This window comes from Rhodanobacter sp. sgz306013 (assembly GCF_057031145.1).
Genome location: NZ_JBXCIJ010000005.1, coordinates 221,947 through 247,329, shown reverse-complemented (window position 1 = coordinate 247,329; position 25,383 = coordinate 221,947). Strand labels below are relative to the sequence as shown.

Sequence of the window (25,383 nt, the reverse complement as noted above, 5' to 3'; positions counted from 1 at the left end):
GCGTTCATGCCTGCACCCCCAGCGACTCGGCGATGCGCAGCAGGTCGGCGAACACGCCGGCCGCGGTGACTTCCGGCCCAGCGCCGGGGCCTTGCACCTGCAGCGGATTATCGCAGTAGCGGCGGGTGGTGAACTGCACCACGTTGTCGGTGAGCCGGCTGTGCGCGAAGGCATGCGTGGCCGGCAACGCCGCGAGACGCACGCTGGCGTTGCCGCGGTGGTCGAGGCTGGCGACATGGCGCAGCACGCCGCCTTCGGCGCGTGCGGCGGCGAGTTTCGCGGCCAGCGGCGCGTCGAGTTCGTCCAGCCGCTCCATGAACTCCTCCGGTGCCAGCGTGGCCAGCCCGGGCGGCACCAGGCTCTCCACGTCCACCTGGTCCAGCGACAGCGGCCAGCCGGCCTCGCGGGCCAGGATCACCAGCTTGCGCGCCACATCGAGGCCGGACAGGTCCGCGCGAGGATCGGGCTCGGTATAGCCGAGCGCATGCGCCTCGCGCAGCAACGCGGAAAACGGCTGGCGGCCGTCGTGACGGTTGCACAGCCACGCCAGCGTGCCGGAGAACATGCCCTCGATGCCAAGCAGTTCGTCGCCGGTGTCGAGCAGGTCGCGCAGGGTCTGCAGCACCGGCAGGCCGGCGCAGACGGTGGCCTCGTAGCGGAAGCGCGCACCGCCGGCGCAGGCCGCGCGGATCGCCCGCCAGCGCTCCAGCGGACCGCTGCCGGCCAGCTTGTTCGGCGTCACCACGTGCAAGCCTGCAGCCAGCCATCCGGGGTAGTGCGCGGTTACCGCCTCGCTGGCGCTACAGTCGATCAGCAGCGCGTGGCGGTCGCCGTCGCCGCGCACATGGGCTGCGAACGCGTCGAGGTCGTTCGGCCGCCAGGTCTGCGCGCCGCCATGGCGGCCGTTGAGTTCGGCGTCGTCGCAGTCCAGCCACATGCGCTTGCTGGCCACCACGCCGCAGAGTCTCAGCTCCAGGGCGTGGTCACGCGCCAGGCGAGGCCGTGCCGCGCGCAACTGCTCCAGCAATGCACCGCCGACCCGGCCGGGGCCGATCACGCCCACCGCCAGCGTGCGCCGGCCGGTGGTGCCGGTGCGCGGCATCGCCAGCGGCGGCAGGGGATGCAGCGGGACTTGCTCGGGTGCACAGGTAATCACGACGGCCTCTCCGTTGGAGGCCCGTCCCTGCTGGCGTGTCGGCGCGTGCCGGCCCGCCTCGTCGAGGGCGGGCCGTTGCGTGGGAAAACTCAGTTACGCACGATGCTCCGCCCGGGACGCGTGGTACCGGTGGTAATCGTGGTGGTAATGATGCTGGTGATGTCGCCCGCGCGCGACGGCATGCGGCCGGCCGAAGCCGGGGCGAAGTGCATGCGGGCGAGGGCGGAATGCAGCGACATGGCATCGACACTAAGTCCGATGCTGCACTGCAGTCAACAGATGCATTTGCAACTGTCTCGCCGCTGAAGACGGCGGCGGATGGCCGCGGCAGGTTGTCGCGATGGCCCGCTTCAGCCGTCCGGCGCGGACCCGCGTCACTACAATCGCGGCGATGAATTCCTCTTCCCCCTCGCGCTGGCTGTTCCGCGCCGGCGTCGCGTTGCTTGTGTCCGGCGCCGGTGCGGCAGCCGCTGCGGCGGATGTTCGGGACCCCATGCAGCAGCGCGTGGCGGCCTGCGCCAGCTGCCATGGCGCCCATGGCGAAGGACTGCCCGGCAGCGCGAACGCACCGCGCCTGGCGGGCCAGCCGGCCGGCTACCTGCTGCAGCAACTCGAATCCTTCCAGGGCGGCCGGCGCCACCACGCGGCGATGGAATACGTGGTGCGCGAGCTGGATCCGGACTACCTGCGCGAGATTGCCGAATACTTCGCGGCCCTGCAGGTGCCGTATCGCAGGCAGGCGGCGCCGGCGGTTTCCGCCGCCGCAATGCGGCGCGGCGAGCAACTGGTACGCCACGGCGATCCCGGCCGGGGCGTGCCGCCCTGCGAGAGCTGCCACGGCGACGCGCTGACCGGCGTGCAGCCGATGATGCCGGGCCTGGCGGGCCTGTCCTACGCCTACATCGACGCCCAGCTCGATGCGTGGCGCACGCGCCGGCGCGTCGCCGAGGGCCCCGGCTGCATGGTCATGGTGGCCAATCGCATGACCGGCGGCGATGTCGTCGCGGTGGCCGCATGGCTGGCCAGCCAGCCGCCGCCGGCCGGCGTGCATCCCGCGCCGGCCGGTGCGCAGCGCGAGCCGCTGCCGGGCTGGTGCGTGCTTGGCAATGGCGGAGTGAACCCATGACACGCAGATGGCTGCGCGGCGTCCTGGTCTTCGTGCTGCCCGGGATGGTGCTGCTCGGCTGGTGGCTGTTCGTGCCCGGGCGCGTACAGCAGGTGCAGATCGCGCAACGCGAGGCCGAGGCGGCGAGACTGCGCGACCCCGCGTTGATCGCGCGTGGCGAATACCTCGCCGCGGTGGGTGACTGCGCCGCCTGCCACACCGAGCGCGGAGGCCGGCGCTATGCCGGTGGCCGCATGCTGGCCACCCCGTTCGGCGACCTGCCCGCACCCAACATCACGCCCGATCCGGAGACCGGCATCGGCCGGTGGAACTTCGAGGACTTCTGGCGCGCGCTGCACGAGGGCAGGGGCCGCCGCGGCGAACCCCTGTATCCGGTGTTCTCCTACACCTCGTTCACCAAGGTCACCCGCGACGATGCGCTGGCGATCTTTGCCTGGCTGAAATCGCTGCCGCCGGTGCACCAGCCCGACCGCGAGCCGGCGCTGGCCTTTCCCTACAGCGTGCGCAGCAGCCTGCTGGCGTGGCGTGCGCTGTACTTCGAGCCGGGCGTGTACCGGCCCGACCCGGCCCGGTCGCCGGAGTGGAACCGCGGCGCCTATCTCGTGCAGGGCCTGGGCCACTGCAACGAGTGCCACACCCCGCGCAATGCCTGGGGCGGCATGGACCGGAATCGCCGCCTCGCGGGCGGCACCATTCCGGCGCAGGACTGGTATGCGCCTGATCTCGGCACGCAACCGGGCGGCGGCCTGGCGGGCTGGAGCAGCCAGGACATCGTGGACCTCCTGAAGACCGGCCAGTCGGCCAGGGGTGCCGCATTCGGTCCCATGGCCGACGTGGTGCGCAACAGCACCCAGCACATGAGCGATGCCGACCTGCAGGCGGTGGCGGCCTACCTACAGGCGCTGCCCGTTCGCGCGCCTGCACCCGCGCCCGGTGCATTCGCGCAGGCCGCCAGCCACGCGCAGGGTGGCGAGCTCTACGTGCGGCAGTGCGCCGCCTGCCACGGCAGGCAGGGCGAAGGTGTGCCCGGCATCTACCCGCCGCTGGACGGCAACAGCTCAGTGACCGGGCCCACCGCCACCAATGCGGTGCGCGGCGTGCTGCTGGGCGGTTTCGCGCCGGCCACTGCCGGCAACCCGCGGCCGTATTCGATGCCCCCGTTCGCCCAGCAATTGAGCGACGACGAGGTGGCCGCGGTGGTCAGCTACATCCGCCAGTCCTGGTCGAACCGCGCCAGCGCGGTGCGGCCCGCCGAAGTCGGTCGCCTGCGCCACACGCCGGTGGATTGAGGCGTCGTGCCGGTTGCGCGGCGACCCCGTCGCACAGCCCGCCCCCTTTTCGATTACCTGCCAGGTAATCGCCTCGCTGCGGTGGCCGCCGCAAGCTGTGCCCATACCCACCACGGAGCACAGCCAATGAGCGCCACCCGCGAGCTGATCGAGAACTACATCCGCAGCTGGAACGAGACCGATCCACTGCGCCGCCGCGCCCTGATCGAGCGCGTCTGCGACGAGCACGTCGCCTACACCGACCCGCTGGCGCAGGTGCGCGGCTGGGAAGGCATCGACGCCACCATCGCCGCGGTGCAGGGCATGTTCCCCGGCCATCGTTTCGCCCTGGCCGGCACGGTGGACGCGCACCACGACATCGCCCGCTTCCAGTGGCAGCTGGGTGCCCACGGCGCCGACGAACCGCTGGTGATCGGCTTCGACGTGGTCGAGCTGGACGCAGGCCGCATGCGCCGCATCAGCGGCTTCCTCGACAAGGTGCCGCAGGCGGCCTGAGCCGGGCGCATCGCATCCGTCTCCACCCCCCCCCCTTTTGCCGGAGTACGCCATGAGCCACTTCACTACCACCGACGGTACGCGGCTGTTCTACCGCGACTGCGGTCGCGGCCAGCCCATCGTGTTCGTCGCCTCCTGGGCGCTGGATTCGCGCGCCTGGGGCCCGTACATGCTGCATTTCCAGGAGCTTGGCTATCGCTGCGTCGCGCTGGACCGGCGCGGCCACGGTCGTTCGGACGATCCCGGCCACGGCTATCGGCTGGACCGGCTCGCCGACGACGTGGCCGAGCTGCTCGAACACCTGGACCTGCGCGACGTCAGCGTGGTGACGCACTCGATGGCCAGCGGCGAAGCCACGCGCTGCCTGGCGCGGCACGGCCGGGGGCGCGTCGCCCGCGCGGTCTTCCTTGCACCGACCGCACCCAGCTACGCCGAGGGCAGCCGCGAACCGTGGAGCATGGACGAGCCCACCACCGCCGCCGTACTTGCCGCGATTCGCCACGACCTGCCGTACTGGCTGACCGACAACGCGAACGACTTCTTCCTGCCCGCCGAAACCGGCACCACGCCGGAATACATGCAGTACACCATCGACGCGATCTGCGACGCTTCGCTGCAGGCGCTGGTGGAATGCTTCCGCGCCAAGCGCGTGGACCTGCGGGAGGACCTGCGCATGCTGCCGGTGCCGCTGCTGGTGATCCACGGCAACCGCGACGCCAGCGAGCCGGTGCAGCAGGGCCGTGCCGTCGCGACGATGGTGCCGGACGGCCGCTTCCTGGAGTACGACGGCGCCCCGCACGGCTTCTACCACACGCATCGCGAGCGGCTGATGGCCGACATCCACGCCTTCCTGCGCGAGACCGATGCCGGGTCCCGCGCCTCCGGGGCGTCCGGCGCTGGCATCATCGCCGCATGAACGCCCAACCCATCGATGCCGGCCGCCCCGTCGGCGACCTGCTGCGCGAGTGGCGCCGCCATCGGCGCCTCTCGCAGCTCGAACTCGCCAACGGCGCCGAGCTTTCCACGCGGCACCTGAGCTTCGTCGAGTCCGGTCGTGCCCAACCCAGCCGCGACATGATCCTGCGCCTTGTCGAATACCTCGATGTGCCGCTGCGCGAGCGCAATGCCCTGCTCGCCGCCGCGGGTTTCGCGCCCGCCTTCCGCCAGCGCGCGCTGGACGACCCCGCGCTCGCCGCCGCGCGCAGCACCATAGACCTGCTGCTGCAGGGACTGGAGCCTTTCCCCGCCCTGGCGGTCGACCGCTACTGGCAACTTGTCGCCAGCAACCGCGCCACCATGCGCCTGCTTGGCGGCGTGGCCCCCGCGCTGCTGGAGCCGCCGGTCAATGTGCTGCGCCTCGGCCTGCATCCCGGCGGGCTCGCGCCGCGCATCCGCAACCTCGACCAGTGGCGCGCGCACCTGTTGCATCGCCTGCGCCAGCAGATCGACGCCAGCCACGACCCCGGCCTCATCGCGCTGCTGCGCGAACTGCAGGCGCTGCCGGCGCCGGGTGACGCGGGCGAAACCGACCCGCGGGCGTCCATTGCCGTACCCATGCAACTGGAGGTCGATGGCCAGGTCCTTTCCCTGCTGAGCACCACCACCGTGTTCGGCACGCCGGTCGACATCACCCTGGCCGAGCTGGCGCTGGAGGCCTTCGTGCCCGCCGATGCGGCGACGGCGGACCGGCTGCGAAGCATGGCGGCAGCAGACCGCGCCTGAGTCCGCGACCGCCGCCGCGCGGGAGGCGTTCCTGCGGTGGCGGCGTCGCTCAGCGCCTCGCGGCGTGCCGCAGCCGCAGCAGCGCCAGCAGGCCGATCAGCGCCAGCGCCGCGAGCGCGGCGCCGCCGAGGAAGGTGGCCTGCGCGCCGATGCGTTGCCACAGCTCGCCCGCCAGTACGCTGGCCAGCAACAGGGTGACCCCGCATACCAGGTTGAACATGCCGAACGCGGTGCCGCGCAGCGAGCTCGGCGCCGCGTCGGCCACCAGCGCGGCCAACAGGCCCTGGGTCATGCCCATGTGCAGCCCCCACAGCATCACGCCGGCGGCGAGGCCGGGCAGGCCGCCGGGCAGCGCCAGCACCAGGTCGGCCAGCACCAGCACGCCGAAGCCCACGGCCAGCAGCACGCCGCGGTCGAGGCGGTCGGCAAGCTTGCCGAACGGATAGGCGGCCAGCGCATAGACCACGTTCATCAGCACCAGCACCAGCGGCATCCACACCAGCTCCAGCTTCAGCTCCTGCGCGCGCAGCACCAGGAAGGCCTCGCTGAAGCGCGCCAGGGTGAACACCGCGGCTACCGCGACCACCCACCAGTACAGCGCCGGCAGTCGGGCCAGTTCGCGGCGCGAGAGCGGCATGCGCGGCTGTCGCGCGCCCGCTTCGCGTGGCGCGTCACGCACGCCGAATGCGATCAGGGCGAACGCAGCGCAGGCCGGCAGCACGGCGCCCCAGAACACCAGGGGAATGTCGTCCGCGCTCAGCCACATCAGCACGATCGCCAGCAGCGGGCCGAGGTAGGCACCGGTGGTGTCCAGCGACTGGCGCAGCCCGAACGCCGCGCCGCTCATGCCCGGCGGCGCCAGGTCGGCGATCAGCGCATCGCGCGGCGCGCCGCGGATGCCCTTGCCGACGCGATCCACGAAGCGCGCCGCCATGATCCAGCCCACCGTCTGCGCCAGCGGAAACACCGGCTTGGCCAGCGCCGCCAGCCCGTAGCCGATCGCCGCCAGCAGCTTGCGCCGGCCCAGCCAGTCCGACAGCGCGCCGGAGAACACTTTCACGATCGACGCCGTCGATTCGGCGATGCCCTCGATGAGGCCCACCGCGAGGGTCGAGAGGCCCAGCGTGCCCACCAGGTACACCGGCAGCAGCGCGTGGATCATCTCCGAGGAAACGTCCATCAGCAGGGATACGAAACCCAGCGCCCAGATGCCCTTCGGGATACGTCGCAGCATAGCCGCGCCGCTCATGCCCGGCGCTCCTGAAGGCATGAGCGCGGCGCGATGGTGCGACGGGGCCGGGTGGCGCGGTGCATCGGCAGGCGGTCCTGGGTGATGGGCGGGGCTCAGCGCGACAAGTCGATCGCGTAGGTCGCGGTGCCGTCGCCGTGGTCTTTGAGTTCGCGGATGTGGTCGAGCCCGTCCGCGCGGGCGATGCCGGCCTTGCCGCTGGCGTTGGTGAACACCACCGGACCGGCGACCTTCAGTTTCGCGAAGCGCCAGGAGCGGGCGGGCAGGTCGCGCGCGGTGATCTCGCGGTGCCGCTGCAGCCAGCGTGCAACGATCTCGCGCGTACCGTCGGGCGCGGCCAGCACGATATTCTTGCCGTCGAGCCCGGGGAAGCGGCCGCCGCCGCTGGCGCGGTAGTTGTTGGTGACCACGATGAAGGGCTGGTCAGGTCGCACCGGCTTGCCGTCGAGCGTCAGCGACACGATGCGCCGGCCTTCGGGCTTGCTCACGTCGATGACGTAGCGGAGGCCACCCTGCATCTGGTCGAAGTTGAAGCCGGGGAAACGGGTGTTGATCAGTTCCTGCGTACCGGGCTGCGCCGGATCGATGCGGTTGAAGCGCCTGGCGGATTCCTCCAGCCACGCCTTCACGCCGGCACCGTCGGTCTTCACCGCGGCCAGCGTGTTCGGGTAGAAGTAGAGGTCGGCCGCGCTGCGCAGGGTGAGCGGGCCGGGCGCCACGTCGGTGTAGTCGTCGGGGCCGCCGAAGCCGGTGCGGAACGCGGCGGCGGCGGAGAGCACCGGTAGGCCGGCGAGCTCGGGATGCAGGCGCGGCAGCTCGGTGCGCACGTAGTCGCGCTGCGCGGCATTGACCACGGCGAGCGCGCTCATGTCGCCCTCGTCGGCGAAGTAACTCGACATGCGCACGTCGCTGCGGCCGATCGGCGTATTGACGTAGGCGACGGTGGCCGCCTGCACCCGGGCCACCCGCGGTGCGATGGCGGGATCGGGCGCCACGCAGCTGGCGGCGTCGCCGGGCCTGCTGCAGATCGGCCGTACCTCGCTGTGGGTGCGGCTCTTGTCCACGGTCCAGCGGCCGTCCTTGCGGTCCAGCGCCAGTTCGATCACGCCCAGGTCCTTGCCGAAGAAGCCGCCCATCACCGCGGGTACGCCACGCACGAAGCCGCGCACGTCGTCCACGTCCTTCATGTGCGCGAAGCGCGGGCCGGGGAATTCGGTGTGCGAGTGGCCCAGCAGCAGCACGTCGATGCCGGGCACGCCGGCGAGGTGCCAGCCGGCGTTTTCCATCGATGGCGTGTAGGGCGCCGTGTCGAGGCCGCCGTGCACGATCGCCACCACCAGGTCGGGATGCTGCGACTGGATCTGCGGCAGATACTTCTTCGCCGCCTCTACCACGCCGTCCACCGTGACCTTGCCGGCGAGGTTCTGCTTGTCCCACTGCAGGATCGGCGGCGGGGTGAAGCCGATGATGGCCACGCGCAGCGGCACGTTCTCGGTCCTGCCGTCCGGCAATTGCACGACGATGGGCTTGGTGACGATCGTCCAGGGCTGGAAGATCGGCCGGCCGTCGCGCGCGCTGTCCACGTTCGCCAGCACCAGCGGGAAATGCGGGCCGGCGCAGCGCTGCCGCGCGCCGCCGTCGACGTTCATCGGCGTGCCGGTGACCTGCGAGAGCCAGCCCAGACCGTAATTGAACTCGTGGTTGCCCGCGGTGCCGCCGTCGTAGCCCACCGCGTCCATTGCGCGATAGATCGCCAGCTCATGGTCGCAAGGCATCTTCTGCACCTGCGCCTGCCAGTCGGCCAGCACCGTGCCCTGGATGGTGTCGCCGCTGTCGAACAGGAAGTGGTTCGGATACTGCTTGCGCGCCGCGCCGATCAGCGTGGCGGTGCGCTCGAAGCCCAGCGTGGGATCGGCCTTCTGCTTGTAGTAGTCGTAGCCGAGGATGTTGGAGTGGATGTCGGTGGTTTCCAGGATCGCCACCGTGGCGTGCGCGCCGTCGGGCAGGCCCGGCGCATGCGCAGGCTGATGGGCGCAGCCCGCGGTCAGGGCGGTGGCGAGCAGGGCTAGGGCGGCGCGGCGAGGGAACATGACGGGATCGAATAAGCACATGGAACCGGCACGCTAGCAGATCGATGTAACGGGCGGGCAGGCCGCGCCACGCCGGACGGGCGCCGTGCCGGCGCGATTCGCGCCGACGGGGCGCGCGCTTTGCCGGCCGCGGACGAAACCGCGACAATGGCGGGGTTTCGCGCCATCCCTATCGCCGTCTAGAGAGTCCCGCCGACCATGTCCAACACGCCGAAGATCATCTACACGCTCACCGACGAAGCGCCGTTCCTCGCCACGGCGTCGCTGCTGCCCATCGTGGAGGCATTCGCCGCCACCGTCGGCATCGCGGTGGAGACGCGCGACATCTCGCTGGCCGGGCGCATCCTGGCGCAGTTCCCGGACCGGCTGAAGGACGCGCAGAAGATCGGCGACCACCTCGCCGAGCTGGGGCGCCTCGCCACCACGCCGGACGCGAACATCATCAAGCTGCCGAACATCAGCGCCTCGGTGCCGCAGCTCAAGGCCGCGATCAAGGAGCTGCAGGCGCAGGGCTACGCGTTGCCGGACTACCCGGACGAGCCGAACAGCGACGCCGAGAAGGACGCCAGGGCGCGCTACGACAAGGTGAAGGGCAGCGCGGTGAATCCGGTGCTGCGCGAGGGCAACTCCGACCGCCGCGCGCCGCTTTCCGTGAAGAACTACGCGCGCAAGCACCCGCACAAGATGGGCGCGTGGAGCAAGAATTCGCAGACCCATGTGGCGCACATGGACAGCGGCGACTTCTACGGCAGCGAGCAGTCCGCCGTCGTCGACGGCGCCACCACGGTGAAGATCGAGTGGTTCGGCAGGGACGGCAGCAGCAAGCTGCTGAAGGACAAGGTCGCGCTGAAGGCCGGCGAGATCATCGACGCCGCGGTGATGAGCCGCAAGGCGCTGGCCGCCTTCGTCGACGCGCAGATCGCCGACGCCAAGGCGCGGGGCGTGCTGTTTTCCGTGCACCTCAAGGCCACCATGATGAAGGTGTCCGACCCGATCATGTTCGGCGTGGTGGTGGGCGAGTTCTACAAGGGCGTGCTGGCGAAGCATGCGGAGGCGCTGAAGCAGGCCGGCTTCAACCCGAACAACGGCATCGGCGACCTGTACGCGCGCCTCGACGCGCTGCCCGCCGCCACGCAGGCGGCGATCAAGGCCGACATCGCCGCCGAGTACGCGCAGCGCCCTGCGCTCGCGATGGTGAATTCCGACAAGGGCATCACCAACCTGCACGTGCCCAGCGACGTGATCATCGACGCCTCGATGCCGGCGATGATCCGCGACTCCGGCAAGATGTGGGACGCCGAAGGCAGGCAGCAGGACTGCAAGGCCATCATCCCCGACCGCAGCTACGCCGGCGTCTACCAGGCGACCATCGAGGACTGCAAGGCGCACGGCGCGTTCGACCCGGCGACGATGGGCAGCGTGCCGAACGTGGGCCTGATGGCGCAGGCGGCCGAGGAATACGGCTCGCACGACAAGACCTTCCAGATCGCCGCCGACGGCACGGTCAAGGTCACCGACGAGTCCGGCAAGGTGCTGCTGCAGCACGCCGTGGACGCCGGCGACATCTGGCGCATGTGCCAGACCAAGGACGCGCCGGTGCAGGACTGGGTGAAGCTCGCGGTGAGCCGCGCGCGCCTGTCCGGCACGCCCGCCGTGTTCTGGCTCGATCCGCAGCGCGCGCACGACCGCGAGATCATCAAGAAGGTGGAGCGCTACCTCAAGGACCACGATACCGCGGGACTGGACATCCGCATCCTCGATCCGGTGGCCGCCACGAGGTTCTCGCTGGAGCGCATCCGCAAGGGTGAGGACACCATCTCGGTCACCGGCAACGTGCTGCGCGACTACCTCACCGACCTGTTCCCGATCATGGAGCTGGGTACCAGCGCCAAGATGCTTTCCATCGTGCCGCTGATGGCCGGCGGCGGACTGTTCGAGACCGGTGCCGGCGGCAGCGCGCCCAAGCACGTGCAGCAGTTCCTCGAAGAGGACTACCTGCGCTGGGATTCGCTGGGCGAATTCCTGGCCCTGCAGGCCTCGCTGGAGTTCGTGGGCGACAAGACCGGCGAGACGCAGGTGAAGGTGCTGGCGAAGACCCTGGATCGGGCCAACGGCAAGATCCTCGACAACAACAAGTCGCCCGCCCGCAAGGTCGGCGAACTCGACAACCGCGGCAGCCATTTCTATCTCGCCCTGTACTGGGCGCAGGCGCTGGCCGCGCAGGACGAGGACGCGGAGCTGAAGGCGAAGTTCGCGCCGCTGGCCAGGGCGCTGGCCGAGGGCGAGGCGACCATTGTCGGCGAACTCAACGGGGCGCAGGGCAAGCCGGTCGACATCAAGGGCTACTACCACCCGGAGATGGGCCTGGTGAGTGCCGCGATGCGGCCCAGCGCCACGTTCAATGCGGCGCTGGCGGGTTTGCGGTAAGCCATCCCGCCGACCGGCGAAACGGGGCGCTGCGGCGCCCCGTTTGTTTTGTCGCTTCAACGCCTGGACTGTACGGCCATACGCACGGCAAGCCCCGCGAGCACCGTGCCCATCATCCAGCGTTGCACTCCCAACCAGAGCGGTCGACTGCCGAGGAATGCGGCGATGCTGCCGGCAAGCATGACGATGGCTGCGTTCACCGTGAGGCTTATGCTCATCTGCGTGGTGCCGAGCACGAGCGCCTGGCTCAACACGCTGCCTTGCCCGGGGGCAATGAATTGCGGAAGCAGCGAAAGATAAAGCGCGGCCGCTTTCGGATTGAGCAGATTGGTGAGAAAGCCCATCGCAAAGAGCTTGGGGGGCTGTATGCGTTCCAGCTCGCGCACGTGGAACGGAGAGCGTCCGCCGGGACGCACTGCCTGCCAGGCCAGCCAGAGCAGGTAGAGCGCGCCGCCGAAACGCAGTGCTTCGTAGGCATAGGGTACGGTGAGCAGCAGAGCCGTGATGCCCAGTGCCGCGCACAGCAGGTAAACGATGAACGCCAGCGCCACGCCGCAAAGCGAAATGAGCCCGGCGGCGCGGCCCTGGCAGATCGAACGCGAGACCAGATAGATCATGTTCGGGCCTGGCGTGAGCACGAGGCCGAGGGCAACCAGCGCGAAGGCAAGCAGGTGGGGCGTGGCGGGCATGGCACGACTCCGTGGCAGAGGGAGGAGTGCCCAGGCGCGCGGCTGCGGTATGGTGTTCGCGCTCCCCGAGGGTGCTCCCTCTCGCGGCGCCAGTGACGCGAACGCGAGGATTATTCCGTGGCGGTGACAGCCGTTCAAGTGCCGTTGCCGTCGCCGCGGCGAACATCGCGCAACCGACGCAGCCGCGATCGATGACGAGGATGAACCGGATGCGCCCCTGGATTCCGCTGCTGTGTCTCGCGCTGGCTGCACCGGCTTTGCTTGCCGCCCCCGCGCAGGTGCCGTCGGCGGCGGCCACGACCTCGGTGCCGCCGGTACCAGGCGACGTGCCGCTGCTGGCCCCCGTCGTGGTCAGCGGCATCGTTCCCGGCCCCGGCCTGTGGAAGGTGAGCAAGGGCGGCCACGTGCTGTGGGTACTGGGCACGCTGTCGCCGTTGCCGGGGCACATGCAGTGGGAGTCGCATGAGGTGGAGCGGGTGCTCGCGCAGTCGAGGCAGGTGCTGCTGGAGCCGAAGATCAAGCTGAAGGCGGACATCGGTTTCTTCGGCAAGCTCTTCCTGCTGCCCTCGGCTTACGGGGCGCGCAAGAATCCGGACGGCAAGACGCTGGACCAGGTGATGGATGCGCCGACCTACGCGCGCTGGCTGGCGCTGAAGCAAAAGTACCTCGGCGACGACCGCGGCATCGAGCGCTGGCGCCCGCTGTTCGCGGCGCAGGAGCTATACCGCAAGGCGCTGAAGGCGAACGGTCTGAGCAGCGACGGCGGCGTGTCGGGCGCGGTGGCTGCGATGGCCAGGCGGGATGGCGTGCCGGAGACGCCGGTGGCGTACCGCGTGGAGATCAGGCAGCCGCGCGACGCGCTGAAGGCGTTCAAGGCCGCGGCGCCGAGCGACCTGGAATGCTTCAACCGCACGTTGGACAGCGTCGAGTACGACGTGCCGGCGATGACTGCGCGCGCGAACGCCTGGGCCACCGGCGACCTGGGGGAGCTGCGCCGGCTACCCGACAGCCACCGCCGCGACGCCTGCGTCACCGCGATCACCAGCGCCGGCTTCGCCCATCAGCTCGGCCTCGACGACGTGCCCGCGCAGCTGGAGGCCGCCTGGCTGGCCGCGGCCCGCGCAACGCTGGCAAGCAATGCGGTGAGCTTCGCCATGTTGCCGATGGAGGAGCTGCTGTCGCCCGCCGGCTACGTGGGCAAGCTGAAGGCCGAGGGCTACACGGTGGAAGCGCCGATCGGCCTGGACGAGGCACCGGTCGCGCCAGGCGGCATTGCGCCCGCACCAGCGGTTTCCGCCGCGCGCTGATCAGCCCGCGCTGGCGGCATCCAGCGCCTCGATCTCGTCGTTGCCCAGCGCGAGCTGCATCGCGCCCAGCAGCTCCCGCAGCTGCGGCACGCTGGTCGCGCTGGCGATCGGCGCGGTGACGGTCGGGCGGGCGATCAGCCACGCCAGCGCGACCTGTGCGGGCGTGGCCTGGTGCGCGGCGGCGATGCCGTCCAGCGCGGCTAGCACCCGCAAGCCGCGCGGGTTGAGGAAGCGCCTTGCCGCGCCGCCGCGCGCGCTGCTCTTGGCTAGGTCCGCCGCGCTGCGGTACTTGCCGCTGAGGAAGCCGCTGGCCAGCGCGTAGTAACAGGTCACGCCCAGGCCTTCCTTGCGCACCAGCGGTTCGAGTTCCGTCTCGTAGCCGCTGCGCGCCACGAGGTTGTATTCGGGCTGCAGGCATTCGTAGCGGGGCAGGCCGTATTCCTTCGACGTCGCCAGCGCCTCGGCGGTGCGGTCCGCGGTGAAGTTGGAGGCGCCGATCGCGCGCAGCTTGCCTTCCGCGATCAGCCGCGCGAACTCGCCCAGTGTCTCGTGCATCGGCACGCTGGCGTCGTCCTGGTGGGCAAAGTAGAGATCGATGCGATCGGTCTGCAGGCGCCGCAGCGAGCCCTCCACCGCCGCGCGGATGTTGATCGGCGACAGGCCGGGATGCTGGTCCCACTTCGCCACCTTGGTGGCGATCAGCACGCGGTCGCGTTTGCCGCTCTTTTTCAGCCACTTGCCGATGATGGCCTCCGACTCGCCGCCGCGGTTGCCCGGCACCCAGGCCGGGTAGACGTCGGCGGTGTCGACCAGGTTGCCGCCGCCGTCGACGAAGGCGTCGAGCAGCTCGAACGCGTGCGCCTCGTCGACGCTCCAGCCGAACACGTTGCCGCCGAGTACCAGCGGGGCGATGGAGAGTGGCGAGTGGCCGAGCGGGCGATGTGGCATGGCGGGCTCCTGGTGCGGATGTGGCCGGCGCCCGCGGGGCCCATGTCAGCCGGAAGTTTCGAAGGCGGTCACGACGAAATGCCGGACCAGCGGTTCGCACTCCAGCAGATAGTCCCGGTCCTCGGGGTAGTACCTGGCCTTGAGCAGATCGTCTCCGGCAAAGGCGCGGATGCTTTCCTCCGAATCCCAGTGCGTCACGGTCACGAAATGCGTGACCGCGGCCTCGTCGTGGCGGAGCACGGCGACCGAGCGGTTGCCGGAGACGGAACGGTAGTCTGGAATGGCGCGCCGCTCAAGGAAGTCCGCGTAGGCATCGGCCTTCGAGCATGGTGTGATGCCGTGCCAGATGCGGCAGATCATCGGATTCTCCCTGGTCGGCGGATCGGCAACGGCCTAGATCCAGACATCGTTGCGGGCCGTGCGGTCGCTGGTCGTCTGCCCTGTGTTGACCACGCCGCGCGGTTCGACCAGCAGGACCTTGGCCTCGCCGTCGGCGAACGGCTTGTGCTCGACACCGCGCGGCACCACGAACATCTCGCCTTCGGCGAGATCCACGGCGCCGTCGCGGAAGTCGATGCGCAGCCGGCCTTCGAGCACGATGAAGACCTCGTCGGTGTCCGCGTGGGCATGCCAGACGAACTCACCCGCCAGCCGCACTAGCTTGAACTGGTAGTCGTTCATTGCAGAGCCTGTTTACGACCTCCGCATGGCCCGCGCCGGGAGCTGTTTGCGCGCAGGCCAAGGAAGAACGAAAGAGTGGACGTCCGTCCACGACCGAGTGATGACGCGGGGATGCGGGCAAACAGACCCGGCCCTTCGGGTTGTCTTGCCGTGGCCGCCATGCGGCAGCGCGCGGCTTGGCCTGCCAGCCAGGCAGGCGCTGCGCCACGCGCCACCACCTAACGGCCATGGCAAGGCAACGTGGGCTATGCAGAGGTCGTAAACAGGCTCTCAGCCACGACCCTGGGCTGCCAGGGCTCGGCGAACAGGGCGAACTTCTGCCGGAAGTTGATGGCCTGGCGGCTCATGCGCGACTCCGTCGGCCGTGTCGGCGCGGGCCTGCGCCGGCTGGCCCGCTCACGGCGAGTTGATGGGGAACAGCCGGCGCGCACCGCCGGCCGTGGCACGCCAGGAGTTGCGGCGTTCGGCGGGATCCGGCGCAGTCAGCTGCCGGAACGCGCCCCGCAACGTCAGCGGGCGCCGGTCCGCGCGGTCCAGCTGGCGGGCGAGTTCGGGGGAATGCACATGGCCGTGCTGCAGCAGCAGGCCGACGAAGGGCGAGCGCATGATGAATTCCTTGCAAGTGGGGTGGGGGACGAGTGCAAGTTAAAGCGTTGCGGGCGCCCGAAAAAGCGATATCTTCGCAAGCCTGCCTTGAAGGACGTTCAACATGACGCGGCTCTCGCTGGACCTGCTGCAGCAGTTCGTGCTGGTTGCCCGCCACGGCAAGCTGTCGCGCGCCGCCGAGCAGGCGCACCTCACCGTGAGCGCGCTCAGTCACCAGATGCGCCAGCTGGAGGAACGGCTGGGCCGGCGCCTGTTCGAGCGCGGCCCGCGCGGGGTAAGCCTCACCGTGGAAGGCTGCCGCCTGTTCGAGGCGGTGGGTACGCATTTCGACGGCATCGAGCACGCCTTGATGCGCTACCGCGAATACCGCCACGACGCGCTCGTGCTGAGCGCCAGCCCCGGCATCATGTCGAGCTGGCTGGTGCCGCGGCTGCCGCGGCTGGTGGCGGCTCATCCGGAGCTGGAGCTCAACCTGCAGTCCGGCTCGAACCTGGTGGAATTCGAGCGCGAGCCGGTGGATTGCGCGCTGCGCTACGGTCGCGGCCAGTGGGAAGGCCTGCACTGCGAGCGGCTGTTCGGCGAGTGGATCGCGCCGGTGGCTGCGCCCGAACTGGTGGCGCGCATGGGCGACGCCAGCCGCGACGACCTCAGCGACTGGCCGTTGCTCGGCGATCCGCACCCGGCCGACCGCTGGCGCGACTGGTTCGCGAACTTCGGCGGCCGGTTGCCGGCGCGCCGCGTGGCGAACTTCGACAGCATCGACGCGGCGCGCCACGCGGCGCTGGAAGGCCTCGGCGTCGGCCTGGGCCGCATGGTGACCTCGAAGTCGCTGATCGACGCCGGCCTGCTGGTGGTGCTTGGCCGCAATTACCTGCCAGTGCAGGAGGCGTACTGGCTGGTATACCCACCACGGTCGCAGGAGCACCGCGGCCTGCAGAGCTTCCGCGAATGGCTGCTGGCCGAGGCGGAGACCTACCGCGCGCAGATGTCCGCCTGGGAGCCGGGCGCACCGCTGGCGGTCGCCTGACGTTCCGTCGGCGGCGTGCAGGCAGCTCCGGTGCAGGCCACGCGGAGACATTGAACAGGCTCTAAAATGCCGCTGCGCGGCCGTCATGCACGGCACGCCCTATCCATTGCGCTCCACCCATAAGGATTTCCTATGCAACGCACCGCCATCCTCGTCGACGGCGCCTTCTTCCTTGCCCGCTACCGCAAGGTGTGGGGCGAGCGCGACGCCAACGACGCGCGCACCGTGGCCAAGACCGTGTTCGGCATGGCGCTGGAACACTTGAAGGCGCTGGACCGCCCGCGCGAATCGCTGTATCGCATCTTCTTCTACGACTGTCCTCCGCTGGACAAGACCTTCGTGCGCCCGGTGAGCGGCGACAGCGTGGATTTCGGCCGCAGCGGCGCCGCCGCGTTCCGCCGCGAGCTGCACGAGCAGTTGCGCCGCCAGCGCAAGATGGCGTTGCGGCTCGGCCGGCTGGCCGAGCGCGGCGAGTGGAAGCTGAAATACACCGCCATGCAGCAGCTCCGCGAAGGCAGCCTGAAGTGGGAAGACCTGCGCGACGACCACTTCGAGCCCGACATGCGCCAGACCCAGGTGGACATGAAGATCGGCATCGACATCGCCGCGCTGGCCTACAAGCACCTGGTGGACCAGATCGTGCTGGTGGCTGGCGACGCGGATTTCATTCCCGCGGCCAAACTCGCGCGGCGCGAGGGCATCGACTTCATCCTCGACCCGATGTGGCAGGGCATCGCCAGCGATCTGCACGAGCACATCGACGGCCTGCAGTCGGTGTGCCCGCGGCCGTTCTGAGGCCGGTTGCTGCGTCTCGACCCTCCCTCCACCGACCGGTTGGCAGGCTTTGCAGCCGGTTTCATGCCCAAGGAGTCACCCATGAAACGTTCGCAGCTCCGTGGAATAGGCGTCACCCTGATGGTTTTCGGCGCAGCGGCAGGCGCACGGCAGGCGGCCCGGCAGCATCCCGCCGGCGCGGCGGCATCGAGCAGCACCGGCAACATCGATGCGGTGCTGGCGGGTGGCTGGCGCTCGCCGGCGAACCGCGCGCGCGACGTCTACCGTCATCCGAAGGCCACGCTGCAGTTCTTCGGTGTCGAGCCGGACCAGACGGTGGTCGAGATCAATCCGTCCGCCGGCTGGTACACCGAGGTGCTCGCGCCCTTGCTGCGCGACCACGGCCACTACATCGCCGCCGAGCCCACGCCGGCGAGCGGCGACGAGGCCAGGCGCGACGACAGCAGGCTGCGCAAGAAATTCGCGGCCGATCCGGTCGACTACGGCAATGCGCGCATCGTCGAGTTCGATCCCCGCGCACCGGTGTTCGGGCCGCCCGGCTCGGCCGACCGCGTGCTGACGTTCCGCAACGTGCACAACTGGACCGAAGCCGGCACCGCACCGGCGATGTTCAAGGCGTTCTTCGCGGTGCTCCGCCCGGGCGGCGTGCTCGGCGTCACCGACCACCGCGCCGCGCCTGGCGCCAGGCTGGCGGCGGTGGAGTCCAGCGGCTACCTGCCCACGGACTACGTGATCAAGCTTGCCACTGACGCCGGCTTCAAGTTCGCCGGCCAGAGCGAGATCAACGCCAACCCGAAAGACACCAAGGACTATCCGAAGGGCGTGTGGACCCTGCCGCCCACGCTGGCGCTGGGCAAGCAGGGCCGGGCGAAGTACCTGGCGATCGGCGAATCGGACCGCATGACGCTGCGCTTCGTGAAGCCGGCGGGAACGGCCGCCGCGCCGGCGCACTGAACGCCACGCGCAGGCCGTCATGCTGATCGCGTTGAACAAACCCTACGGCATGCTCTGCCAGTTCACCGACGAGCACGGCCGGTCGACCTTGGCCGACTGCGTGAAACAGAAGGGCGTGTACGCGGCGGGCCGGCTGGACCACGACAGCGAAGGCCTGCTGCTGCTCACCGACGACGGCCGGCTGCAGCAGCGGCTGGCCGACCCGCGCCACAAGCAGCCCAAGACCTACCTGGTCCAGGTGGACGGCGCGATCGACGATGCGGCGCTCGCCGCCCTGCGCCGCGGCGTGATGCTGAACGACGGGCCCACCTTGCCCGCGCCGGCCGAACACGCGGTGGAGCCGGAGTGGCTGTGGCCGCGCGATCCGCCGGTGCGTTTCCGCAAGAGCATCCCGACCAGCTGGCTCACCCTTACCCTGCGCGAGGGACGCAACCGCCAGGTACGGCGCATGACCGCGGCGGTGGGTTTCCCCACGCTGCGGTTGATCCGCCTGCGCATCGGCGAATACGCGCTGGACGGGCTGGCGCCGGGCCAGACGCGTGTGCTGCAGGGTTGAAGCGCGATAATCCCCGGACCCGTTCCCACGGTGCCTCGCATGAACTTCAAGGATCACTTCTCCAGCCATGCCGCGCTGTACCGCGACGCCCGTCCGCTGCCGCCTGTTGACTGGTTCGACTGGCTGGCGCAGCAGGCGCCCGACGGCGGGCTGGCCTGGGATGCCGGCTGCGGCAACGGCCAGGCCAGCCTTGGCCTCGCCGCCCATTTCGGACAGGTGGTCGCCACCGATCCCAGCGCCACGCAGATCGGGCAGGCCGCAGCGCACCCCCGCATCGACTACCGCGTGGAGCGGGCCGAACGCAGCACGCTTGCCGCGGGCAGCGCCAGCCTGATCGGCGTATCGCAGGCCTTGCACTGGTTCGACCTCGACGCCTTCCACGCCGAGGTGCGCCGCGTCGCGAAGCCGGGCGCACTGCTGGCGATCTCCGCCTATGGCAATTGCAGCGTGAGTCGCGCGGTGGATGCGGTCGAACGCCGCCTCTACGCCGATACCTTTGGACCGGACTGGCCGCCAGAGCGCGAACTGGTGGATGCCGGCTACCGAGGGCTGCCGTTCCCGTTCGAGCCGGTGGAGCCCCCCAGCTTCATGATGCGCGCGGATTGGAATCTCGCGCAGTTCCTCGCCTACCTGCGTTCGTGGTCGGCCACCCAGCGGCACGCGAAACGCACCGGCAACGATGCGGTCGGTGCAGCTGCTGCGGAGCTTGCGGCGGCCTGGGGCGACCCCACGGTGGCGCGAGCCGTGCGCTGGCCGTTCTTCACCCGCGTGGGGCGCGTCGGTTAGTCGGATGCCGGGGCGGCACCGTTCTGCGCTGTCCGGACCCGGTGGATCCGGTGCGTGCGGGAACCGCCTTGTTGCCGTCTTACTTGCCTTGCTGGCCAGAGGCCTCAGCGGGCACCGAAGACCAGCCGCGCCTGCATCATGATCTGGCGACCGTAGATGTCGTAGTTTTCGACGTCGAAGTAGGGGTAGTCGCCGAAGGTGGCATCGCGCGGCGGCATCTTGTTGGCGAGGTTGTCCACCGTGAGCATGAGGCTGAGTCGGCGGGTGGGCGCATAGCTGAGGGTCCAGTTGAAGGTGACCCATGGGTGCAGCTGCGTCGCGCCGGGGTAGCCGGTGCCGTAAAGCGCGGTCGCCTGGTTGGGCGAGGTGCCGTATCGACGGCCATAGAGCGTGCTGCTCCAGGCACCGCCGGGGGCCGTCCAGTCCAGTGCCCCGGTAAGCACGTCGTGCGGGCCGGCGACCGGTTCCTGCGGCAGGTCGGCCGAGTAGCGGAAGTCGTGCCGGAACTGGTCGTCGTAGTCCAGCTCAAGGCGGAGGCTGCCGAAGCGCGTGGGAGCGAAGCGGTAACGCAATGCGGCGAAGATCGAGTGCACCGTCTCGCTGGATAGGTTGACGTAGGTGGTGACCACGCTGTCGATGGGCCCGCCGAGCATCAGGCGATGGATCTGGCCGTCGACCGGATCGGTCAACGCACGGCAACGCGCCGACGACGGGTCGAGCTGACCAAGCAGGCAGCGCGCCTCGTCGTAGGAAAGCAGGTTTACGTTCTGTGCCACTTCCTCGTTGCGGATGGCGATGTCGAGATAGTCGATGCTGAGGTTCAGCCGGTCAGTGGGCGACCACACGGCGCCGAGCGACCAGGTGCGTGCGTCGGTGGGCTTGAGCGAAGGATTGGCCAGCGTGGCGCCGCGCACCGGATAGGCGTATGCGCTGCATTCGGAGGCACCGGCGAGCGCGCACAGGTAGTAGTCGGTCACCGTGGCGTAGTAGCCCGAGGGGCTGATGAACAGCGCGGACAGGTCCGGCGCCTTGAAGGCGGTGGCGTAGTTCGCGCGCAGCAGCAATACGTCGAACGGGCGGTATTCCACGCCCGCGCGGTAGGTGTAGCGGTGGCTGGCGCGGGCGGGCCCGGTGTAGCGGTCGTAGCGGCTGGAAAGATCCAAGGTAAGCGGCTTGAGCAGCGGCAGGTTCAGCTCGAATGCGGCCGCGGCATGCTGGCGCTGGCCGCCGCCGCCCGAAGCCATGTGCTGGAACGCGAGTTGCTCCGAGAACAGCGGATTGAGCGGCTCGTGCCAGGATTCGCTGCCGGCTTCGACCAGGGAGGCGAAGCCGGCGTCCCCGCCGGGCAGGTTGAACCAGGCGGCGTTGCCCACGGTGAGGCGGGTGGTATCGAGGCGGGTGTCGCTGGCCTCCTTGGCGTACTGCGCGAAGCCGGCGTACTGGGCGGGCGTCACCGCGCTGAAGAAGCTTGCGTAGTCGCCGCGGTACAGCGGCAGGCCGGTGGCCGGATCGGTCGTGCCGGTCGCACCCAGCAAGGTGTCGAAGAAGCGGTTCACGCGCGGTGTGACAAGCAGCGGTTCCTCCACCAGCGTGCGATCACCGCTGCGCAGGTGGTAGAGATCCCAGGTCCAGCCAGAGTCGCCGAAATTCCCGTTGGCGCCCAGGTCGGCCTGGTAAAGCACGTCGCGTTGGCGCGCCATCTGGCCGTACGCGCCGCCGGGCACTTCCTCGGGTGCGAAGACCCGCTCCGGATACAGGATCTGGCCGCCGGCGGTGTCTTCGATGGCGCCGCCCGGCAGGCTGGCGGGGGTCCAGTACGTCGGACCCGGATACCAGCGTTGTTGCTGCCAGTTCCACATCACGTCCATGTACAGCTGCAGCCGGTCGTTGGCGCGGTAACGCAGCTTCAGCAGGCCGTCGTAGCCACGCTCCTGGTTGCTGTAGGTACGCCATGCATCGCCGCGCGGCGAGCCGCAGTACTGCTTGCCGGTGCCGGCGCCGACAAGCGCGTTGCTGCCGGCGAAGAGAAGGTTGTCGCAGCCGGCAGGCGGATCGAGGTAGCCCTGCGGGTAGCCGTCGAAGCTCGCCGCCGTGCCGTAGTCCAGGATACCGGCCTGAACGGGGGGCATGCGTTGCTGCGGACCCGTGCCATCAGTAAGCGGACGCTGGTAGCCCCAGATGGGGTCGGCGTTGGAGAACTCCATCGCGCCTACGGTTTGCCAACGTCCCTGCGTGTGTCCCCAGGTGAAGGTCACGCGCTGGTTGGCGCCGCCACCGGCCGGGTAATGGCCGGCTTGCACCCCCACCGAGCTTTCGTGCGGTTGCGAGCGGGTGACGATGTTGACCACGCCGCCGATTGCCTGCGAGCCGTAGATCGTCGAACCGCCACCGGCCATCACGTCGATATGGTCGACAATCGAGAGCGGCAGGTTGGCCACGCTGGCGGCGATGGTGCTGCCGTTGTAGGGGCGGCCGAAACGGGCCAGCGGCTTGCCATCCACGAGAATCAGGGTGAACTGCGGGCTGAGCCCGAACAGGCTGATGGGCTGGGCGCCCTGGGTGAATGAGCCGGCCGTTTGCGGCCCCTGCACCGGTCCGGTGGCGAACACCGTGTTGCGCAGCACCTCGGCTACGCTGCTGAAGCCGCGAGCCTGGATTTGCGACGCGGTGACGATGAGCACCGGGGTGGCTGTTTGCACGCTGGCGTTGTCGATCAAGGTGCCGCTTACGGCGACAGTGGCCAGGGTCGCGACGATCTTCGGAGACGGGTGAAGCGATATGGGAGTCGTTTCCTGGTGTTTCGGAAGCAGCACGAAACTCGTCCCGCCCAGATCGCGCCAGCGCAGGCCCGTGCCGCGCAGCAGCCGTTCAAGCGCTTCCGCCGGTGTGTAGATCCCGGTCAGGCCGCGGGTACGCAGTCCGGCGACCAGTGCTGGCGCATAGGCCACTTGAGTGCCGCCCTGAGCAGCCAGCTCGTCCAGTGCGCGATCGAGCTGGCCCGCAGGGATCGAGTAGGTGTGCCGCGATGCGGCTTCGATGGCCGGTCCTGACTTTTGAGGGTTGGCGTGCGTCGACCATGCAATGGTGGCCAGCAGGCATGCCAAGAGGCGGATGGGTAGTAACCGAGGGGTCCCCGCTCTTGGATGCTTCGCCAGCATGCGTCCCCCGTGTCTGCCGGTCGCCGTGGAACAGCAGCCGTCCCCTTGTGCCCCGCGGGTACATCATACGGGTGTGCCCGGCAACAGATTCAAGGACGCCAAGGCCGCGAACGACACAGGCCCGGCCGCACCGGGCCGGGCCTGCGGGGAAAAGGCGCGCCTCCCTGCGCGCCGTGTCTTCCTTCAGAACGTGAGGCTCCAGCCGTTCAGCGTGCCGTAGTCGCCGCTGTACCACGGGTCGTTGTCGATGACGCGCAGCTTCCAGGTGCCGTTGCCCTGCACCGAAGAGGCGTTCACGGTGTAGGTGGTGTTGATGTTGCCGTCGTCGTTGTAGTCCGGCGACTGCAGCACCGCGTAGGCGCCGTTCGGTGCGACCAGGTCGATCTCCAGGTCACCCGACCAGTTGTGCGTGATGTTGACGTGCACCTGCAGCGCCGATGGTGCCGCGCCCGGCTCGCCGGTCACCGAGATGTTGCTGGTGATGGTGGCGTTGTCGTTGATCACCTTCTTGGTGTTGTTGCTGAAGGTGCCGCCGCTGGGCGCGGTGACGGTCACGGACGCGGTCTTGCTGCTGCTCGCGCCGGTGTTGTCCTTCACCGTTTCGGTCACGCTGTAGGTGCCCGCCGCCGCATAGGTGTGGCTCGGGCTCGCCGCGGTCGAGGTGCCGCCGTCGCCGAATGTCCACGAGTGCGAGCTGATCGTACCGCCCGTGTCGGTGGAGCTGTCGGTGAAGGTCGCGGTCAGGCCGCTCACCGTGTCGCTGAAGTTGGCCACCGGGCTGCCGCCGCCACCGCTGGAAACGGTCACGGAAGCGGTCTTGCTGTTGGTCGCGCCGGTGCTGTCGGTCACCGTCTCGGTCACGCTGTAGGTGCCCGCCGCCGCGTAGGTGTGGCTCGGGTTCGCCGTGGTCGAAGTTGCGCCGTCGCCGAAGGTCCAGGAGTGCGAGCTGATCGTGCTGCCCGTGTCGGTGGAGGCATCGGTGAAGCTCACGGTGAGGCCGCTCACCGTGTCGGTGAAGTTCGCCACCGGCGTGCCGCCGTGCAGGATGGCATGCGAGATCGCGCAGGAGTTGGTGTCGTTCGACCAGCTCGCCTGCTCGGTGAAGGTGCCCGTACCCATCGCCACGTTTGCCGCACCGCCCGGCTGGCCTGCCGCTATCCAGGCGCACTCGTCCGAGTTCTCCTGGCCGCTGCTCGCGTTCGTCCAGCCGCCCGCCGGATAGGTGTCCGACATCATCTCGTGCCATTCATGGCCCAGCGTCATCGTCCAGCCGTCCAGGTTGCCGGCCGATCCCGAGTTCACGAAGCCCACGCCGCAGCTCGAACCCATGTCCATGTTGTACGGCTGGTTGCTGTACGCGATGTCGCCGTAGGACGAGGTGGTGTAGTTGTGCCACGCGCAGTAGCCCTGGGTCGGGCTCTGGTAGTTGTCCGGGTCGGTGCCGTGCGGCGACATGATGATGTAGTAGGTGTAGCGGTTCGAACCGGCCGCGGTGTTGCCGAAGTGCGCCGCCGCCTTGATCGCCTCGTTCGCCAGGTCGGTCGCGGTCGGTGCGCTGGGCGCCGCCGCCGCGTTGTCGTAGAAGACACCGGCCAGCACGCCGCCGGTCTGGTAGGGCACGAAGCTCGCGTTCGACGGGCAGCTGGTGGCGCCCGAGGTCACGTTCGGGCCGTCGCACCACTGGGTCAGGTCGGCCGACCACAGTTCGTTGCCGGTGCCGATGCCCTTGAACATTTCCTCGGCCACCGCCGCGGCACCGTAGGAGTCGCCGCTGAACACGTCGTCACCCTTGGCGTTGGTGCTCTGCGTGCCCCACTGGTTGCCGTAGTACACGATGTAGACCTTCACGTGGCCGTCCATCACGCCCACGCCGTCGATGCCGCCGCCGTAGGCCAGCGTGTTCGAGCTGGTCGCCGTGGTCGCGGTCGTCGCATGCGTGTCGCGGTAGTGCTTCATCTTCTGGTGCACTTCGCGCGTCGGCACCGCACCGTGGCGGTAACTGTGCCCGAAGGCCGGTGCGTACGGATTGAACTCCGACGACACCTGACCGTTACTTGCCGCCAGCGCCGGTCCCACTGCCAGCCCCAGGAGCACGGACGCCGCCATTGCCTTCAACATCAGGTGTTTCATGAAAAGCCCTCTTGAAAGTGATTTTTTGGGCAAGCCGAGGCCTCGCCTTCGCGCGCCTCTACGCTTCACTACTGCTGCGCCATGGCGCAACACCTCCCCCGCCGGTTGTCCGTGGCGTCTGGGGTTGTTCGAAATGCCGTTCCCCTTGCTCCCCGCAACGGCATCGCGCAACGCCACCTCATGCTCAACAAC

The 25,383-nt window shown here is 69.4% G+C and carries 23 protein-coding genes and 1 riboswitch; of the genes, 12 read left to right on the top strand and 11 right to left on the bottom strand.

Annotated features, from left to right (window positions below):
* Window positions 1-4 precede the first annotated feature (4 nt).
* Together AC2EWF_RS17465 and AC2EWF_RS17460 are read right to left on the bottom strand one after the other, a co-directional pair.
* Window positions 5-1,156 carry a homoserine dehydrogenase family protein gene (locus AC2EWF_RS17465; protein ID WP_483640665.1) on the bottom strand — a complete coding sequence of 384 codons (1,152 nt, stop codon included), beginning with the start codon at window positions 1,154-1,156 and terminating at the stop codon, window positions 5-7.
* A gap of 89 nt (window positions 1,157-1,245) precedes the next feature.
* A complete protein-coding gene (locus AC2EWF_RS17460; protein ID WP_483640664.1) occupies window positions 1,246-1,395 on the bottom strand; it encodes a hypothetical protein in 150 nt (49 codons plus the stop codon).
* Between the two features lie 152 nt (window positions 1,396-1,547).
* Between AC2EWF_RS17460 and AC2EWF_RS17455 the strand changes: the two genes are divergently transcribed.
* The 5 genes from AC2EWF_RS17455 (at window position 1,548) to AC2EWF_RS17435 (ending at window position 5,788) form a co-directional block, all read left to right on the top strand.
* Window positions 1,548-2,282 (top strand): c-type cytochrome, encoded by a 735-nt coding sequence (locus tag AC2EWF_RS17455; RefSeq protein ID WP_483640663.1) that lies wholly within the window; start codon window positions 1,548-1,550, stop codon window positions 2,280-2,282.
* Window positions 2,279-3,571, top strand: a complete 1,293-nt coding sequence (locus AC2EWF_RS17450; protein ID WP_483640662.1) for a c-type cytochrome — start codon at window positions 2,279-2,281, stop codon at window positions 3,569-3,571. The genes AC2EWF_RS17455 and AC2EWF_RS17450 overlap by 4 nt, the downstream gene beginning before the upstream one ends.
* A gap of 126 nt (window positions 3,572-3,697) precedes the next feature.
* Window positions 3,698-4,066, top strand: coding sequence for a nuclear transport factor 2 family protein (locus AC2EWF_RS17445; RefSeq protein ID WP_483640661.1), 369 nt, complete (start codon window positions 3,698-3,700; stop codon window positions 4,064-4,066).
* A 52-nt stretch (window positions 4,067-4,118) separates the two neighbouring features.
* Window positions 4,119-4,982, top strand: coding sequence for an alpha/beta fold hydrolase (locus AC2EWF_RS17440; protein ID WP_483640660.1), 864 nt, complete (start codon window positions 4,119-4,121; stop codon window positions 4,980-4,982).
* Window positions 4,979-5,788, top strand: coding sequence for a helix-turn-helix domain-containing protein (locus AC2EWF_RS17435; protein ID WP_483640659.1), 810 nt, complete (start codon window positions 4,979-4,981; stop codon window positions 5,786-5,788). The genes AC2EWF_RS17440 and AC2EWF_RS17435 overlap by 4 nt, the downstream gene beginning before the upstream one ends.
* Window positions 5,789-5,837: 49 nt before the next feature.
* Here AC2EWF_RS17435 and AC2EWF_RS17430 read toward each other — a convergent pair whose 3' ends face one another.
* Together AC2EWF_RS17430 and AC2EWF_RS17425 are read right to left on the bottom strand one after the other, a co-directional pair.
* Window positions 5,838-7,037, bottom strand: a complete 1,200-nt coding sequence (locus AC2EWF_RS17430; protein ID WP_483640658.1) for an MFS transporter — start codon at window positions 7,035-7,037, stop codon at window positions 5,838-5,840.
* 95 nt (window positions 7,038-7,132) lie between these two features.
* A complete protein-coding gene (locus AC2EWF_RS17425) occupies window positions 7,133-9,127 on the bottom strand; it encodes a bifunctional 2',3'-cyclic-nucleotide 2'-phosphodiesterase/3'-nucleotidase (RefSeq protein ID WP_483640657.1) in 1,995 nt (664 codons plus the stop codon).
* A 198-nt stretch (window positions 9,128-9,325) separates the two neighbouring features.
* Between AC2EWF_RS17425 and AC2EWF_RS17420 the strand changes: the two genes are divergently transcribed.
* On the top strand, window positions 9,326-11,554 hold the full coding sequence (locus AC2EWF_RS17420) for an NADP-dependent isocitrate dehydrogenase (RefSeq protein ID WP_483640656.1): 2,229 nt from the start codon (window positions 9,326-9,328) through the stop codon (window positions 11,552-11,554).
* Window positions 11,555-11,610: 56 nt separating this feature from the next.
* Here AC2EWF_RS17420 and AC2EWF_RS17415 read toward each other — a convergent pair whose 3' ends face one another.
* The gene (locus AC2EWF_RS17415; protein WP_483640655.1) at window positions 11,611-12,243 is read right to left on the bottom strand and encodes a LysE family translocator; all 633 of its coding nucleotides are present in this window, start codon (window positions 12,241-12,243) and stop codon (window positions 11,611-11,613) included.
* A gap of 21 nt (window positions 12,244-12,264) precedes the next feature.
* A riboswitch (ZMP/ZTP riboswitch) is annotated at window positions 12,265-12,350 on the bottom strand.
* A 102-nt stretch (window positions 12,351-12,452) separates the two neighbouring features.
* Here AC2EWF_RS17415 and AC2EWF_RS17410 point away from each other — a divergent pair.
* Window positions 12,453-13,550, top strand: a complete 1,098-nt coding sequence (locus AC2EWF_RS17410) for a TraB/GumN family protein (protein WP_483640654.1) — start codon at window positions 12,453-12,455, stop codon at window positions 13,548-13,550.
* On the opposite strand, the gene AC2EWF_RS17405 is transcribed toward AC2EWF_RS17410, so the two are convergent.
* The 4 genes from AC2EWF_RS17405 to AC2EWF_RS17390 all read right to left on the bottom strand — a co-directional run bounded on the left by AC2EWF_RS17405 (window position 13,551) and on the right by AC2EWF_RS17390 (window position 15,785).
* Entirely contained in the window at window positions 13,551-14,498 is a 948-nt protein-coding gene (locus tag AC2EWF_RS17405) for an aldo/keto reductase (protein WP_483640653.1), read from the bottom strand.
* A 45-nt stretch (window positions 14,499-14,543) separates the two neighbouring features.
* The gene (locus AC2EWF_RS17400; protein ID WP_483640652.1) at window positions 14,544-14,858 is read right to left on the bottom strand and encodes an antibiotic biosynthesis monooxygenase; all 315 of its coding nucleotides are present in this window, start codon (window positions 14,856-14,858) and stop codon (window positions 14,544-14,546) included.
* A 33-nt stretch (window positions 14,859-14,891) separates the two neighbouring features.
* Window positions 14,892-15,179 carry a cupin domain-containing protein gene (locus tag AC2EWF_RS17395; RefSeq protein WP_483640651.1) on the bottom strand — a complete coding sequence of 96 codons (288 nt, stop codon included), beginning with the start codon at window positions 15,177-15,179 and terminating at the stop codon, window positions 14,892-14,894.
* Between the two features lie 396 nt (window positions 15,180-15,575).
* Complete coding sequence (locus tag AC2EWF_RS17390; RefSeq protein WP_483640650.1) at window positions 15,576-15,785, bottom strand: hypothetical protein; 210 nt, start codon at window positions 15,783-15,785, stop codon at window positions 15,576-15,578.
* A gap of 103 nt (window positions 15,786-15,888) precedes the next feature.
* Here AC2EWF_RS17390 and AC2EWF_RS17385 point away from each other — a divergent pair, with 103 nt between their 5' ends.
* From AC2EWF_RS17385 to AC2EWF_RS17365, 5 genes are all read left to right on the top strand, one after another.
* Window positions 15,889-16,812, top strand: coding sequence for a LysR substrate-binding domain-containing protein (locus AC2EWF_RS17385; protein ID WP_483640649.1), 924 nt, complete (start codon window positions 15,889-15,891; stop codon window positions 16,810-16,812).
* 132 nt (window positions 16,813-16,944) lie between these two features.
* Window positions 16,945-17,607: an NYN domain-containing protein gene (locus tag AC2EWF_RS17380; protein WP_483640648.1), complete on the top strand. Its 663-nt coding sequence runs from the start codon at window positions 16,945-16,947 to the stop codon at window positions 17,605-17,607.
* Between the two features lie 81 nt (window positions 17,608-17,688).
* A complete protein-coding gene (locus AC2EWF_RS17375) occupies window positions 17,689-18,561 on the top strand; it encodes a class I SAM-dependent methyltransferase (RefSeq protein WP_483640647.1) in 873 nt (290 codons plus the stop codon).
* A gap of 19 nt (window positions 18,562-18,580) precedes the next feature.
* Window positions 18,581-19,117 carry a pseudouridine synthase gene (locus tag AC2EWF_RS17370; RefSeq protein WP_483640646.1) on the top strand — a complete coding sequence of 179 codons (537 nt, stop codon included), beginning with the start codon at window positions 18,581-18,583 and terminating at the stop codon, window positions 19,115-19,117.
* Between the two features lie 39 nt (window positions 19,118-19,156).
* Window positions 19,157-19,903 carry a class I SAM-dependent methyltransferase gene (locus tag AC2EWF_RS17365; protein ID WP_483640645.1) on the top strand — a complete coding sequence of 249 codons (747 nt, stop codon included), beginning with the start codon at window positions 19,157-19,159 and terminating at the stop codon, window positions 19,901-19,903.
* Between the two features lie 104 nt (window positions 19,904-20,007).
* On the opposite strand, the gene AC2EWF_RS17360 is transcribed toward AC2EWF_RS17365, so the two are convergent.
* Entirely contained in the window at window positions 20,008-23,007 is a 3,000-nt protein-coding gene (locus AC2EWF_RS17360; RefSeq protein ID WP_483640644.1) for a TonB-dependent receptor, read from the bottom strand.
* A 237-nt stretch (window positions 23,008-23,244) separates the two neighbouring features.
* Entirely contained in the window at window positions 23,245-25,191 is a 1,947-nt protein-coding gene (locus AC2EWF_RS17355; protein ID WP_483640643.1) for a PKD domain-containing protein, read from the bottom strand.
* Window positions 25,192-25,383 lie beyond the last annotated feature (192 nt).

Bases quoted from the DNA above. Each gene is read 5' to 3' on its own strand.
- AC2EWF_RS17405 (WP_483640653.1), bottom strand. From the start codon at position 14,498: ATGCCACATCGCCCGCTCGGCCACTCGCCACTCTCCATCGCCCCGCTG.
- AC2EWF_RS17390 (WP_483640650.1), bottom strand. From the start codon at position 15,785: ATGCGCTCGCCCTTCGTCGGCCTGCTGCTGCAGCACGGCCATGTGCAT.
- AC2EWF_RS17440 (WP_483640660.1), top strand. From the start codon at position 4,119: ATGAGCCACTTCACTACCACCGACGGTACGCGGCTGTTCTACCGCGAC.
- AC2EWF_RS17455 (WP_483640663.1), top strand. From the start codon at position 1,548: ATGAATTCCTCTTCCCCCTCGCGCTGGCTGTTCCGCGCCGGCGTCGCG.
- AC2EWF_RS17460 (WP_483640664.1), bottom strand. From the start codon at position 1,395: ATGTCGCTGCATTCCGCCCTCGCCCGCATGCACTTCGCCCCGGCTTCG.
- AC2EWF_RS17375 (WP_483640647.1), top strand. From the start codon at position 17,689: ATGAAACGTTCGCAGCTCCGTGGAATAGGCGTCACCCTGATGGTTTTC.
- AC2EWF_RS17445 (WP_483640661.1), top strand. From the start codon at position 3,698: ATGAGCGCCACCCGCGAGCTGATCGAGAACTACATCCGCAGCTGGAAC.
- AC2EWF_RS17425 (WP_483640657.1), bottom strand. From the start codon at position 9,127: ATGTTCCCTCGCCGCGCCGCCCTAGCCCTGCTCGCCACCGCCCTGACC.
- AC2EWF_RS17400 (WP_483640652.1), bottom strand. From the start codon at position 14,858: ATGATCTGCCGCATCTGGCACGGCATCACACCATGCTCGAAGGCCGAT.
- AC2EWF_RS17415 (WP_483640655.1), bottom strand. From the start codon at position 12,243: ATGCCCGCCACGCCCCACCTGCTTGCCTTCGCGCTGGTTGCCCTCGGC.
- AC2EWF_RS17380 (WP_483640648.1), top strand. From the start codon at position 16,945: ATGCAACGCACCGCCATCCTCGTCGACGGCGCCTTCTTCCTTGCCCGC.
- AC2EWF_RS17420 (WP_483640656.1), top strand. From the start codon at position 9,326: ATGTCCAACACGCCGAAGATCATCTACACGCTCACCGACGAAGCGCCG.
- AC2EWF_RS17355 (WP_483640643.1), bottom strand. From the start codon at position 25,191: ATGAAACACCTGATGTTGAAGGCAATGGCGGCGTCCGTGCTCCTGGGG.
- AC2EWF_RS17370 (WP_483640646.1), top strand. From the start codon at position 18,581: ATGCTGATCGCGTTGAACAAACCCTACGGCATGCTCTGCCAGTTCACC.
- AC2EWF_RS17430 (WP_483640658.1), bottom strand. From the start codon at position 7,037: ATGAGCGGCGCGGCTATGCTGCGACGTATCCCGAAGGGCATCTGGGCG.
- AC2EWF_RS17365 (WP_483640645.1), top strand. From the start codon at position 19,157: ATGAACTTCAAGGATCACTTCTCCAGCCATGCCGCGCTGTACCGCGAC.
- AC2EWF_RS17435 (WP_483640659.1), top strand. From the start codon at position 4,979: ATGAACGCCCAACCCATCGATGCCGGCCGCCCCGTCGGCGACCTGCTG.
- AC2EWF_RS17395 (WP_483640651.1), bottom strand. From the start codon at position 15,179: ATGAACGACTACCAGTTCAAGCTAGTGCGGCTGGCGGGTGAGTTCGTC.
- AC2EWF_RS17410 (WP_483640654.1), top strand. From the start codon at position 12,453: ATGCGCCCCTGGATTCCGCTGCTGTGTCTCGCGCTGGCTGCACCGGCT.
- AC2EWF_RS17450 (WP_483640662.1), top strand. From the start codon at position 2,279: ATGACACGCAGATGGCTGCGCGGCGTCCTGGTCTTCGTGCTGCCCGGG.
- AC2EWF_RS17385 (WP_483640649.1), top strand. From the start codon at position 15,889: ATGACGCGGCTCTCGCTGGACCTGCTGCAGCAGTTCGTGCTGGTTGCC.